The sequence below is a fragment of the Sediminibacillus dalangtanensis genome (assembly GCF_017792025.1).
GTDB classification, from domain to species: Bacteria; Bacillota; Bacilli; order Bacillales; family Amphibacillaceae; genus Sediminibacillus; species Sediminibacillus dalangtanensis.
Window position 1 is genome coordinate 1,764,382 of the sequence record NZ_CP046956.1, and the last position, 14,175, is coordinate 1,778,556.

Annotated in this window: 12 protein-coding genes; all 12 read left to right on the plus strand. The window is 42.4% G+C overall.

Going from position 1 to position 14,175, the window contains the following annotated elements; translation table 11 throughout:
* Entirely contained in the window at positions 1-840 is an 840-nt protein-coding gene (rnhB, locus tag ERJ70_RS08890) for a ribonuclease HII (RefSeq protein ID WP_309507410.1), read from the plus strand.
* Between the two features lie 13 nt (positions 841-853).
* A complete protein-coding gene (locus ERJ70_RS08895; protein ID WP_209368702.1) occupies positions 854-2,695 on the plus strand; it encodes a TP0910 N-terminal domain-containing protein in 1,842 nt (613 codons plus the stop codon).
* Entirely contained in the window at positions 2,692-2,961 is a 270-nt protein-coding gene (locus ERJ70_RS08900; RefSeq protein WP_209368703.1) for an EscU/YscU/HrcU family type III secretion system export apparatus switch protein, read from the plus strand. The genes ERJ70_RS08895 and ERJ70_RS08900 overlap by 4 nt, the downstream gene beginning before the upstream one ends.
* Positions 2,962-3,068: 107 nt before the next feature.
* A complete protein-coding gene (sucC, locus tag ERJ70_RS08905) occupies positions 3,069-4,229 on the plus strand; it encodes an ADP-forming succinate--CoA ligase subunit beta (RefSeq protein WP_209368704.1) in 1,161 nt (386 codons plus the stop codon).
* A gap of 91 nt (positions 4,230-4,320) precedes the next feature.
* The gene (gene sucD / locus ERJ70_RS08910) at positions 4,321-5,223 is read left to right on the plus strand and encodes a succinate--CoA ligase subunit alpha (RefSeq protein ID WP_074597386.1); all 903 of its coding nucleotides are present in this window, start codon (positions 4,321-4,323) and stop codon (positions 5,221-5,223) included.
* Between the two features lie 117 nt (positions 5,224-5,340).
* The gene (gene dprA, locus ERJ70_RS08915; protein WP_245208159.1) at positions 5,341-6,150 is read left to right on the plus strand and encodes a DNA-processing protein DprA; all 810 of its coding nucleotides are present in this window, start codon (positions 5,341-5,343) and stop codon (positions 6,148-6,150) included.
* Between the two features lie 226 nt (positions 6,151-6,376).
* Entirely contained in the window at positions 6,377-8,452 is a 2,076-nt protein-coding gene (topA, locus tag ERJ70_RS08920) for a type I DNA topoisomerase (RefSeq protein WP_209368705.1), read from the plus strand.
* 765 nt (positions 8,453-9,217) lie between these two features.
* Positions 9,218-9,586, plus strand: coding sequence for a hypothetical protein (locus tag ERJ70_RS08925; protein WP_209368706.1), 369 nt, complete (start codon positions 9,218-9,220; stop codon positions 9,584-9,586).
* A gap of 245 nt (positions 9,587-9,831) precedes the next feature.
* Complete coding sequence (xerC, locus tag ERJ70_RS08930) at positions 9,832-10,749, plus strand: tyrosine recombinase XerC (RefSeq protein ID WP_209368707.1); 918 nt, start codon at positions 9,832-9,834, stop codon at positions 10,747-10,749.
* Between the two features lie 18 nt (positions 10,750-10,767).
* Positions 10,768-11,316 (plus strand): ATP-dependent protease subunit HslV, encoded by a 549-nt coding sequence (hslV, locus tag ERJ70_RS08935; RefSeq protein ID WP_209368709.1) that lies wholly within the window; start codon positions 10,768-10,770, stop codon positions 11,314-11,316.
* Between the two features lie 19 nt (positions 11,317-11,335).
* Complete coding sequence (gene hslU / locus ERJ70_RS08940; protein WP_209368711.1) at positions 11,336-12,730, plus strand: ATP-dependent protease ATPase subunit HslU; 1,395 nt, start codon at positions 11,336-11,338, stop codon at positions 12,728-12,730.
* Between the two features lie 21 nt (positions 12,731-12,751).
* Positions 12,752-13,531, plus strand: coding sequence for a GTP-sensing pleiotropic transcriptional regulator CodY (gene codY, locus ERJ70_RS08945; protein WP_209368713.1), 780 nt, complete (start codon positions 12,752-12,754; stop codon positions 13,529-13,531).
* The last annotated feature ends 644 nt before the right edge of the window (positions 13,532-14,175 follow it).

Here is a 14,175-nt window from a genome sequence, read left to right on the forward strand (position 1 = left end):
GTGGATGCCTTTCGTGCTTCATTACCAGAAAATATAGTCGATATAATGGATATGGGGGAATTGAAATTGGTATCCGATATGAAAATTGCTAAGATCAGGGAGCATTTGGACACGGATCAAGTATCTGATTCGTTTCTTGAAGAGTTGAAGAAAGATAACCGTAAGGGAGTACATAAATTAATAGCAGGCTATCAAAAACGAAAACAACAGCAATCCATACAGCAAGAGCTTTTTGTTCAAATGAGTGTGTATGAAAAAAAACATTATCAGGTCGGTAATAAGGTAGCAGGTATAGATGAAGCTGGCAGGGGCCCATTGGCAGGACCTGTTGTTGCGGCAGCAGTGATTTTAGGGGAATCTTTCTACCTGCCGGGCCTGAATGACTCCAAACAATTAAGCGAACAGACCCGGGAGGCATATTACCACTACATCATACAACACGCAGAGGCTTACGGTATTGGTGTCGTTGAAAGCGAAGAAATCGACCAGCTCAATATTTATCAAGCATCCAAGCACGCTATGCGCAAGGCAGTGGATGGACTCGCTTTTCAACCGGATCATATCCTCGTAGATGCTGTTCCGCTTGATGGTGTATCAAGTACAGTCGAAGCAATTGTAAAAGGGGACCAAAAAAGTATCTCGATTGCTGCAGCAAGTATTCTTGCCAAGGTAACCAGAGATTGGATGATGGAATCATTAGATGAGCGATACCCGATGTACCAATTTAAATCTAACAAAGGTTATGGCACGAAAGCGCACTTGGAAGCGTTGAAAACATACGGTGCTTCGCCCTGCCATAGGAAGAGTTTTTCGCCGGTTCGTGAGCAAATCCTAGAGTGAGAGGGGAATGATGATGCCTTCGATGAATCAAGCGGCTTCTAAACTGTTTAATACATTACATAGCCAGAAAATTTATCAGACAGCTGCCAAGGTAAAGCCTGGCCAAATACTTGCAGGCAAAGTAGTAAAACTTTATCCTGATCAAAAGGCATCCATTCAGTTCGGTGGTAAGCAAATAATAGCGCAGCTTGAAGCCCCTTTGACCGCTAACGGGAAGTATTGGTTCCAGGTTGCCACTGTCGGAGAGGTGATTCGCCTGAAAGTTCTTTCCAATAAAGTGACGTCCGATCAATCGAGTCAGGGTATTGCCGCCTTATTGGAAGAATTGGGGGTAAAAAACACCAAAGACAGAACAGCCCTAGTAGGTCAACTGTTAAGTAAAAAGATACCTTTTCAAAAGGAGACGATTCTTCAGGCATTTCAATTGATGGATGGGCAGGGGAACAAAACTGAAGCCCGTTCTCTTATTGTCGAAATGATTTCTCGGAAACTTCCGCTGACCAGTCCTGTTCTACAAGCGGTACAGGCAAAAAAGGAACAGCAGTTTGGTGCGTTGCTGGCCGAAACCCAACATCTACTCGAAGAGTCGGCGGTTTCTTCGGCAACACGAGAAGCACTGACAAACCGGTTAAATGGTTTTACCTATCAAAAGAACGCTCCGCTGATGAACCTTTTGCAAACGGCAGTACAAGAAGAATTGAAAAGGGGGGATACCAATCTGTTTCAGATGATGAAAAAGGCAGGAGTAATAACAGATTCCACTACCTTTACTGAATGGCAAAATACGTGGAAAACGTCACAGTCATCATCTGGCCAGATGAATGGATCCCTGGTCATACAAGCGGAGCCTCATGAAGTGATTAAGGGGCTCCATCAACTGCAACAAATGCAATTAACGCTTTCAAAGTCCTATCAAGAGCTTTTGGTAGCATTGACAGACCTGGCGGAAAACCAAGCAAAGGGAGAACTGTCACCATTAGAGAAGCAAAAAATGGCTTCTTTGCAGACGCAGCTTGTAAAAAGTGACTTTTTGTCCAGCATCCCGACACGCTTGCCACATAAGTATTCGGAGGCTATCCATCAACTTATCGTCAATGAGTCTCCCGATCGCGAAAGTATAGATGTCGTCAGGCAGGTCATCGATCGGCAGCTTCCAAAGTCCTCAGCAAATGTGCTGCTGCAATTACTTTCCGACACTACAGAGGGACAGACTATGCTGCTTACAGATCCAAAGCAGTACTTTCTGAGAAAATTGGAACAGGTTTTCCTTTTTTCAGGAGTAAACCATGAGAATAATCTGTTGAAAGATCAGCTTGTTGAAATGCCGATAAAAGAGCAAACATTGAAATCGATTTTGTTTCAAGCACTCTCTGACAGCGGAAGTAAGACAGCCGAAAAGCTTGATGGATTGCTTCATTACTTAAACGGTCTTCAGTTAACCCATAGCCAAGAGACGGTAAATACTGTCCAAGTCAATTTAATGCTTCCCGGTGACCATATCGGGGTAAAAAAAGATATCCAAATCGACTTTGAAGGGAACAAAGATGAAACAGGAAAAATAAACCCTGATTTTTGTCACATTGTTTTTTATTTGGATTTAGAGAAAATGAAGGAAACCGTTATCGATATGCAAATTCAAAAACGAATGGTCCGTATCACTGTATTTAATGAGAATCAGCGGTTGGAAAACCTTTTCCCTTTATTGAAATCTAAACTACAGCAAGGACTGGAGAATTTGGATTATCATTTAACTTCCGTCCAATGGAAGCCTTTTGAGGAATCAAATATCTGCAGTCCGGTTCAAGCTGCACAAACTGAATTAGATCGAACACAAGGAGTGGATTTCCGCATATGAATCCCCAGTCACCAAAAAGAAAAGCCGCAGCGTTAAGATACGAGGGCGACAAAGCTGCCGCACCCAAAGTAACAGCTGCTGGAAAAGGGTATGTTGCTGACAATATCATTGCCAAAGCTGAAGCGGCCAATGTTCCTATTCAAGAGGATTCGACATTGGTAGAGTTGCTGGCGGAATTGAATATCAACGAAACGATACCAGAAGAATTGTACCAGGCGGTTGCGGAAGTCTTTGCTTTTGTGTACCGTGCGGATCGGAAACTATGAAGCTGGAAAGAAAGCAATCTATCGATAAGTGATGGTAATGTGTAGACAATTTATGACGTTTTTTTATACAATAGATTTGCAGTGAAATTTTGATGGGAGGATGGAAGATGAACATTCACGAGTATCAAGGCAAAGAATTATTGCGAAAATACGGCGTGGCAGTGCCAAATGGCCGTGTTGCTTATACGGTAGATGAAGCAGTTGAAGCCGCAAAAGCACTTGGCAGCAATGTATCCGTTGTAAAAGCCCAAATCCATGCAGGCGGCAGAGGGAAAGCAGGCGGTGTCAAAGTTGCAAAAAGCCTGGATGAAGTCCGTACATATGCCAAAGAGATTCTCGGTAAGACTTTGGTTACACACCAGACAGGCCCTGAAGGCAAAGAAGTTAAGCGGTTACTAATCGAAGAAGGCTGCGATATTAAAAAAGAATATTATGTCGGTTTGGTGCTGGACCGTGCAACTTCGCGCGTAACCATGATGGCTTCAGAAGAAGGCGGTACTGAAATCGAGGAAGTGGCAGCAGAGACTCCGGAAAAAATCTTTAAAGAAGTCATCGATCCCGTAGTCGGTTTGACTCCTTTCCAGGCAAGACGGTTAGCGTTCAACATTAATATTCCGAAAGAATATTTATCAAAAGCGGTTAAATTTATGCTTGGACTTTATACCGTTTTTGAAGAAAAGGATTGCTCGATTGCAGAAATCAATCCACTTGTCACAACTGGTGATGGGGATGTTCTCGCATTGGACGCTAAGTTAAACTTTGATGATAACGCTGTATTTCGGCAGAAAGATGTGGCTGAGTACCGCGACTTGGATGAAGAAGATGAAAAAGAGATCGAAGCTTCCAAACATGACCTTAGCTATATAGCGCTTGATGGAAACATAGGCTGTATGGTTAACGGAGCTGGCTTAGCTATGGCTACGATGGATATTATCAAGCATTATGGCGGCGATCCGGCGAACTTCCTTGATGTTGGGGGCGGCGCAACAGCTGAAAAAGTAACAGAAGCTTTTAAAATTATTTTATCTGATTCCAACGTCAAAGGCATTTTGGTCAATATCTTCGGAGGTATTATGAAATGTGATGTCATCGCAGAAGGTGTTGTCGAAGCAACCAAACAAGTAGGACTGGAAATTCCGCTTGTTGTCCGGTTGGAAGGAACCAACGTGGATTTAGGCAAGCAAATTCTCGCTGATTCCGGACTGAACATCACTGCTGCAGAATCGATGGCTGACGGTGCAGAAAAAATCGTATCACTAGTTAAATAATGTGCAAGAAGACCATACCGGAACCATTCAACTATTTATTGTCTTAGTTGAAGGCTTGTAAGGGAGTAAATAACAGAAAGGACGGACGAAGATGAGCGTATTTGTTAACAAAGATACCAAAGTAATCGTGCAAGGTATTACAGGCTCTACAGCACTTTTCCACACAAAACAAATGCTGGATTACGGTACGAAAATCGTCGGCGGGGTGACCCCTAAAAAAGGCGGCACGGAAGTCGAAGGAGTACCGGTGTTTGATACGGTACAGGAAGCCGTTGAAAAAACAGGTGCCAATGCTTCAGTCATTTATGTACCTGCACCATTTGCTGCAGACGCTATTATGGAAGCGGTTGATGCAGAGTTAGATCTTGCTATATGTATTACCGAACACATCCCTGTGATGGATATGGTAAAGGTAAAACGTTATATGGAAGGGAAGAATACGAGACTAGTAGGTCCGAATTGCCCGGGAGTTATTACTCCGGAAGAATGTAAAATCGGTATCATGCCAGGTTATATCCATAAGAAAGGACATATCGGTGTCGTTTCCCGTTCTGGCACTTTAACCTATGAAGCAGTTCACCAATTGTCAGAGCAAGGGTTCGGACAATCGACTGCTGTCGGTATTGGCGGCGACCCTGTAAACGGAACAGACTTTATTGATGTGCTCAAAGCTTTTAATGAAGACCCGGATACAGAAGCAGTCATGATGATAGGGGAAATCGGAGGAACCGCGGAAGAAGAAGCAGCTGAGTGGGTAAAGGCTAACATGTCTAAGCCTGTAGTAGGCTTTATCGGCGGTGCTACAGCGCCTCCGGGAAAAAGAATGGGCCATGCTGGCGCCATCATCTCCGGCGGAAAAGGAACGGCAGATGAAAAAATCAAAGTGATGAACGACTGCGGCATCCAGGTTGCCGAAACACCTGCAGTCATGGGAGAAACCCTGATTAGCGTTCTAAAGGAAAAAGGATTGCACGATAAATGTAAAACCCATTAATAAATATGCTGGCTCAAGCTTTGCGCTTGGGCCGGATTTTTAAAAAGAGGTGGTTTTTTGAAAGAGGCCAGGCTGAAATTACTCCATTTACACCGGTGTCGTGGAGTCACTAGGCCATTGATCAGAAAGATGCTTCATGATGATCCTGCTCTGAATAGATTGTATCATTATTCAGTGGATGATTTCCGCGTACTGTTTTCCCTTCCAGACAAGCGTACTACTATGATTTATCAAGATCTCCATTCCTCTCAAGTTTTCTCTCAATTACGAAGAGACTTGAATACTTTTCAAACCGTCACAATCCTCGATAACACGTATCCCGCTTTGTTACGAAACATTCCGGACTGTCCCATCGTATTATACTTATACGGTGATTCCAACTTGCTTTCTCATGCTCCTTCCTTAAGTGTAGTCGGTACCAGGAATCCTACAAACGATGCCTACACTAAAATGAATAACATTCTGACACCCTTAATCAAAGAAGGATGGCTGATTGTCAGTGGAATGGCAATGGGAATAGATGCTATGGCCCATCGTCTGGCGCTGAGCTCCACAGGCAAGACGATTGCCATCCTCGGCGGAGGGTTTCAGCACATTTATCCAAGATCAAATAGAAGCTTGTTCCGCACATTGACGGAAACACAGCTTGTCGTTTCAGAGTATCCACCGGGCATTCCACCGCAGCGTCACCATTTTCCTGAAAGAAATCGGATCATTAGTGGTTTGACATTTGGCACACTTGTGGTAGAAGCAAAGGAGAGAAGTGGAAGTTTGATAACGGTGAATCAAGCACTGGAACAAGGAAGAGAAGTCTTTGCCATTCCTGGCTCACCGACACAGCCAGAAACAGAAGGTTGCAATAAAATGATACAAGATGGCGCTAAATTAGTTCAAAAGACCTATGATATAGTGGAGGAATGGCATTGAAAAAGTGGCAAATCAAGACGAATTATGTCAAAATTAAAAGAAATCGCTTTCTGTTTTTCGCAAGAAAACTACTTGTATGTTTGACAAATCATAAAAAAGTATTTAATAATAGGGAAGATTTATCAAAGAAATCAATTGCAGTTTTTGACAATGGGGCATAACAACAAACGATAAATGATAGTAACTACTGAACATAGAGACAGAATACCTCTTGGGAGGAACAAACATGGCAGATTATCTTGTAATTGTAGAATCTCCTGCAAAAGCCAAAACAATTGAACGTTACTTGGGGAAAAAGTATCAAGTGAAAGCTTCAATGGGGCACGTGCGGGATTTACCAAAAAGTCAAATGGGAGTAGATGTTGAAAAAGCATTTGAACCCAAATATATAACCATACGCGGCAAAGGACCGGTGTTGAAAGAACTGAAGAGTGCTGCCAAGAAAGCAAAAAAAGTATACCTTGCGGCCGACCCTGACAGAGAAGGGGAAGCCATCGCCTGGCACCTCGCTCATAGTTTGGATATAGATGAAAATTCGGACTGCCGCGTCGTTTTCAATGAGATTACCAAGGATGCAATCAAGGAATCTTTCAAGCATCCGCGCTCGATTGACATGGACCTGGTAGACGCGCAACAGGCCCGAAGGATTTTGGATAGATTGGTCGGTTACAACATTAGTCCACTTTTATGGAAGAAAGTAAAAAAAGGATTGAGTGCCGGACGGGTACAATCGGTAGCCGTCAAGATGATCATTGAGCGGGAAAGAGAGATCAACAACTTTCAACCTGAAGAATACTGGTCGATTGAAGCCGACTTTTTGAAGGGGAAGGATACCTTTGAAGGTGCCTTTTATGGAATCGATGGAAAAAAACAGGAACTGGGAACCAAAGAGGAAGTGGATCGAGTTCTTGCAGCCTTAAAAGGAAAAGAGTTCAACGTTGCCAAAGTCAATAAGCGGGAACGGAAGCGGAACCCGGCACAACCCTTTACGACCTCTTCCCTTCAACAGGAAGCCGCACGAAAACTGAATTTCCGTGCCAGAAAAACAATGATGGTGGCACAACAATTATATGAAGGAATAGACTTAGGTAAGAAACAAGGCATTACTGGTTTGATCACCTACATGAGAACCGACTCTACACGGATATCGGAAACGGCGAAGAAAGAGGCAGCTTCCTATATCGAAGAAAACTATGGAAAAGAGTATCTTGGTTCGAATAAAAAAACCAAGAATGCGGAAGGGGCTCAAGATGCTCACGAGGCAATCCGCCCAACTTCCATAAACAGGGATCCTAAATCGTTGAAAAGTATTCTTTCACGTGATCAGTATCGTCTCTACAAGTTGATTTGGGATCGTTTTGCTGCCAGCCAAATGGCACCGGCTGTAATGGACACCATGACCGTTCACCTTGTCAATCAAGGGGTTGAATTCCGAGCTACCGGCTCCAAAGTGAAATTCAAAGGATTCATGAAGGTATATGTAGAAGGCCGGGATGATAATAAAAAAGAAGAAGATAAGCTGCTCCCTGATTTAAAGGAAGGGATGTCAATAAAAGCGGAAGAAATTCGTCCCAATCAGCACTTTACCCAACCGCCTCCCAGGTATACAGAAGCACGTCTCGTCAGAACAATGGAGGAACAAGGCTTGGGCAGACCATCGACCTATGCGCCGACACTGGATACCATTCAGCGCAGGGGGTATGTAACGCTCGATAATAAAAGGTTCGTTCCCACCGAACTTGGTGAAATCGTTATCGATTTATTGAAAGAATTTTTTCCCGAAATAATCGATGTGGATTTTACTGTCAAGATGGAAAGTGACCTTGATGCAGTAGAGGATGGTAAGACAGAATGGATTAACATTATAGATGATTTCTATAAAGGATTTGACAAACGTCTTGAAAAAGCGGAAGAGGAAATGGAAAAGGTTGAGATCAAAGATGAACCGGCTGGTATCGATTGTGAAAATTGCGGTCATGAAATGGTCTATAAAATGGGTAGATACGGCAAGTTCTTAGCTTGTTCCAATTTCCCAGAATGCAGAAATACGAAACCTATTCTCAAGGAAATTGGGGTCAAGTGTCCGAATTGTAAAGAAGGAAACGTTGTCGAAAGAAAATCGAAAAAGCGTCGCACCTTCTATGGATGCGATCGGTACCCAGAATGTGATTTTATCTCTTGGGATAAGCCGATTGCACGTCCTTGTCCAAAATGTGATTCCTTATTGGTAGAGAAAAAATCGAAAAAAGGTGTACAAATACAATGTACCAATTGTGACTATAAGGAAGAAACACAAAACTGATCACGGAAAAAGCATCAGGCTACTGCTTGATGCTTTTTCTAATGGAAATATGTCACCGTGGCGGTGCATGCTGTCTAGCTTCGGCAATCACCCTTTCGAAGTCTTGGGGTTTATCCCTGCCTAAAAAAAGCGCTTCTAGCAGCTTTTTAAGCTTCATTTCAAAATCTGATTTCTATACATTGCAAAAGCTATATTCAGGAGACTATTTTTTCAAAAAAAGTTAGAAACTGCAATTAAAGATTACTCCCTTCCGATCCTTTTCAGAGGGTTAAGTGCTTGGACTCGCTTCGGCTTCAAACTCGTGCTGTTTCCGCAGGAGTCTGCGTATGCTTCCTGTGCTTAGAAGCATTCTGATTACCATAGCCGTAGAAATCTTTTCTCCTAGGAGTCCTTGAGACCCAACAAGACATCTTATAAACGTATGTCAGGATTTTCTCCTTCTCTTTGATTTTAAGCTTGCTTTTCTAGCTAAGTTTTTTGATAAGAAGTTTTCGGTAGTACCAAGTGAATCAAGAGAAAAAGTGTTAGTATCCTCGTTTATGAACAGGAAGCTGTTCATAGCGCAGGGGTAATTCCGCAGCGCTGGACACACATTTTCTAGTCAAGCACAGAAGGGAACCATTTAATGCGCAATTTTATTAAATAATCCTTTTAATAAGCAAAATAGTTTGCAAAAGAGCATTTGTTATTTGAACCTACTAAGGAAAGTTCGTAGTTACATTTCTCTGTGAACAGGGTATGAGAATAGTGTATAGGAGGGATAATATGTCTGAAAACAAAAAGTATTATGTAAAGGTAGATACAGGAGAAGTTCTATCTTCCCCAACTTATGATAACAGCGTCGAATATGAAATCGAAGGCGATTATGAAGACAAGCTTAGCTTGGAAAATTTATTTCATGAACAACATTTAGCTGGAAGCCGTTCAGCAGAATTACATTATGAGGCTCCGTTTCAAGAAGTAAAGGCAGACCAAGAAAGAAAAAAATATGATGATGAGATGTTAAATATTTATCAACGAATCTATGAGTTAGGTACACCCGAAACGAAAGAAAAAATAGAAGAAATCGGCATTCTCGAAGAAAAGAGACAACCAATGCCATCACAAAAGAATGGACCTGAGGATTTGAGTTGACACTTTATTGTTTAACAGATATAATTACCGTTCTGTAAGAAGCTTTACTTGACAGAAGAAGTTTTAGGCTGTTGATGCGAAGGTTGTCGAAATTTCCTTTCGACCCAACAGCCGTCCCTTTGTTTTTATAATAACGGTTGGATAACAGAAAGCACAATTCAGAATTTTGTTACAATTTAGTAAAATTCATTGCATGGACATGGACACTTGTGTTACTATTTATACGCCTTGAGCGAGGTGGAGAAATGCTAAACTGGTTTGAAGCGAAGAAAGCCTTTACAGAATATTTACAAATTGAAAAAAACGCTTCCCAATACACCATTGAATACTATCAAAGTGATATAGATGATTTCTATGGATTTCTGAAACGGGAATCCATCGGTCAATTGGAGCAAGTCGATTATCATATTGTACGAACCTACTTGACAACTCTTTATGAAAAGAAATTATCGAGGAGAAGCGTCTCTAGAAAAATTTCGAGTCTGCGCAGTTTTTACAAGTTTCTGGATCGGGAAAAACATGTAGCAGCGAACCCTTTCTCTCAAGTAGTGCTCCCGAAGACCAATCAGGCTGTGCCGGGTTTTTTGTATATGGAAGAATTGGAACGGTTATTTGAAGTGAGTGATTCGACAACACCCCTTGGTCAACGAAACCAGGCAATTCTCGAGTTGATTTATGCTACTGGAATACGCGTGAGTGAATGCACCGGATTGAAGCTTGATGACATGGACTTTGACATTGGAACCATGCTGGTAAGGGGAAAAGGAAAGAAAGAAAGATACTTGCCGTTTGGTCGTTTTGCTGAAGCCGCGATGCAAAACTACATAAACAATGGTAGAAAGGAACTGTTACAGAAAACGGCGAAGCCATCTTCTGCCGTTTTTTTAAACGCTAGAGGAAATCCCTTAACTCCACGTGGATTAAGACTGGTTTTGCAAAAGATGGTAAAGGAAGCTGCTTTGACGATTCATCTTCACCCTCACAAGTTGAGGCACACATTTGCAACCCATATGTTGAACGAAGGAGCGGATTTAAGGGTGGTTCAGGAGCTTCTGGGCCATGAACATTTATCTTCGACCCAGATTTATACACACGTCACCAAGGACAGACTTCGCCATGTTTACATGAACAGTCATCCAAGGGCGAAGCAGAGGAATGATTAGTAGAGGAGGTTGAGATTGATGGAATCACAGCAATTTCATGCCACAACCATATTTGCTGTGCGGCATAATGGACAAAGTGCTATGAGCGGTGATGGGCAAGTCACATTAGGAAATGCGGTCGTTATGAAGCATAAAGCCAAAAAAGTCCGCAGATTGTATAGAGGGAAAGTTTTGGCTGGATTTGCCGGGTCGGTAGCCGATGCTTTCACTTTATTTGAAAAATTTGAAGGGAAATTGGAAGCTTACAATGGAAATCTGTCAAGAGCAGCAGTTGAGTTAGCGAAAGAGTGGCGCAGCGACAAGGTTCTGCGGAAACTCGAAGCCATGCTGATTGTTATGGACAAAGAAGTAATGCTGCTGGTTTCCGGCACAGGAGAAGTGATTGAACCAGATGATGGTTTGCTGGCAATCGGATCAGGTGGAAATTATGCTTTGAGTGCAGGCCGGGCATTGACACGTCATTCCAAAGACCTGTCTGCCAGGGAAATTGCTCAGGCTGCTATGGAAGTAGCTGGGGAAATATGTGTGTACACTAATGATCATATAACTCTCGAAGTACTGGATTAAAAAAGGAGGGTTTACTGCAATGACGTTAAATAAGACTCCAAAACAAATTGTCGAACAACTCGATCAGTACATAATTGGTCAAACCAATGCGAAAAAGTCTGTTGCAATCGCACTTCGCAATCGCTATAGAAGGATGCAGCTTGATGATAAATTACGTGACGAAATCGTACCTAAAAACATTTTGATGATTGGACCGACTGGTGTTGGTAAAACAGAAGTCGCCAGACGTCTGGCAAAACTTGTAGGTGCTCCGTTTGTAAAAGTTGAAGCGACCAAATTCACGGAAGTCGGATATGTAGGTCGCGATGTAGAATCAATGGTCCGTGATTTGGTCGAGATGGCCGTCCGTATGGTCAAACAGGAAAAAATGGAAACAGTGATGGATAAAGCGGAAGAACAGGCGAACAAACGACTGGTCAAAATACTGGTTCCGGAAGAGAAAAAACAGAACAATTTTAAAAATCCACTCGAAATGTTTTTCCCGCAGCAAGGCGCTGAAAATCAGGAGCAGGACCAGGAGAGCGACCATCAGGAAATCGAAAGCAGACGCAAACGAATTCGCCACCAGCTCTCGCTCGGTGAATTGGAAGACAGGATGGTTACAATCGAAGTGGATGAGCAGACGCCATCGATGTTTGATATGTTACAAGGATCCGGTATGGAACAAATGGGCATGAATATGCAGGATGCGCTCGGCCAGTTCATGCCGAAGAAGAAAAAGAAACGGCGCTTGTCCGTTTCCGAAGCTAGGAAGGTATTGACTCAACAGGAGGCCCAAAAACTTATCGATATGGATGAAGTAGCTCAGGATGCAGTCGATAAGGTAGAGCAGTCAGGGATGATTTTCATTGATGAAATCGATAAAGTAGCTGGCAAGAGCGACCAATCGGCAAATGTGTCAAGAGAAGGTGTACAGCGGGATATCCTGCCTATTGTGGAAGGATCGACTGTTGTTACAAAGCACGGCCCTGTCCAGACTGATCATATTTTGTTCATTGCAGCAGGGGCTTTTCATATGGCTAAGCCGTCAGATTTGATACCCGAGCTTCAGGGGCGTTTCCCGATTCGGGTAGAGTTTGACAAATTGTCGATTGAGGATTTTCGAAATATTTTAACGGAACCATCGAACGCACTATTGAAACAGTACCAGGCCCTTCTAGCTACAGAAGGTATAAAAGTTGAATTTACGGACGATGCTGTGACTAGAATTGCCGAAGTAGCCTTCCACGTCAACCAGGAAACAGATAACATTGGTGCACGAAGGCTTCACACTATTCTGGAGAAGCTGTTGGAAGAGTTATCATTCGAAGCTCCGGATATCAACATGGAAAAGGTAGAAATAACTCCTCAATATGTTGATGAAAAACTGAGCAGTATCGCCAAAAATAAGGATTTAAGCCAGTATATATTGTAAATACTAGATTGGAGGATAACAATGGATTTATTAAATCGTGCCAGAAAAATCAATTCAATGTTACAAAAAACTACAGGGAAGTCGGTAAATTTTAATGATATGTCTGCTACATTGAGAGATATCATTACGGCGAATATATTTGTGGTCAGCCGCAGAGGAAAACTATTAGGTTTTGCTATCAATCAGCAGATTGAAAACGAAAGAATGAAATCTATGCTGGAAGAAAGACAATTTCCAAAAGAATATACCGACAGTCTTTTCAATATTCAGGAAACTACTTCAAATATTGATATTGACAGTCCTTATACAGCCTTTCCGGTTGAAAACAAGGAACTGTTCCAGAAGGGTCTTACCACAATTGTGCCGATTATCGGAGGCGGAGAGCGATTAGGTACATTGATTCTGAGTAGACTCACTCAAAGCTTTAGCGAGGATGACCTTTTATTAGCTGAATACGGTGCAACTGTTGTCGGAATGGAAATCCTTCATGAAAAAACTGAAGAAATAGAAATGGAAGCTAGAAGCAAAGCAGTTGTACAAATGGCGATTAGTTCACTATCCTATAGCGAACTTGAAGCGATTGAGCATATTTTCGATGAACTGGATGGAAATGAAGGGTTGCTGGTGGCAAGTAAAATAGCCGACCGAGTAGGCATCACCCGATCGGTTATTGTCAATGCACTGAGAAAGCTGGAGAGTGCGGGTGTCATCGAATCCCGTTCTCTTGGAATGAAAGGGACCTATATTAAAGTCTTAAACAATAAATTCCTTGTTGAATTAGAAAAAATCAGATCCAACTAATGGAATTCATTTGCAAAACCTTCTTGTCACGGTCGAACGACAAGAAGGTTTTTTGTGTTCACCATATTTTTTGCTGCTCTTGTGTTTGTGTTAGCAGAAAGAATATAATTTTGGCTAGCAAATTGACTCCACATTTTTTGAAAAGGAGCGCTAAAACATTACTGCGCCAAGCTTTCCTGGCAACACTTCAGCGTCCTCAATAAAGTCCGCTTATGCGTGTTCTTCCTTTGGTTGCCGCTCCGGAGGTGTCTTGCGTACTGCAACGCTTTGTTATCACTTTCGGATGAAACTTTCCTTTCCAGCTATTTGGAGAAGGGGAGGAAGACATAGGTTTTCTCGACCTTTCTTACGCTTTGCGGTTGAATGTCCTCTTTACCGGTTGTACTCCTCGCTTTTCGCAGGCAGCTGGTAAGCTTTCTCCCCGGGAATTTCCGAGAAAGTTGGCCCGCAGTTTATGTTTATATTCAACAACAACAACCTTTAGTGCTATTTCGACTGTATCTTCGCCTTCAGGATCGCCGACGTCAGGTTTTATTTACCGGGATGTTTATGGGAGGGACTCATCAAATTTTTGTGCCAAATTACCTGGGTCAATAGGAGGGGGGATGATAATTAAATTCGTCCGATATTAGAATTATTTTTCT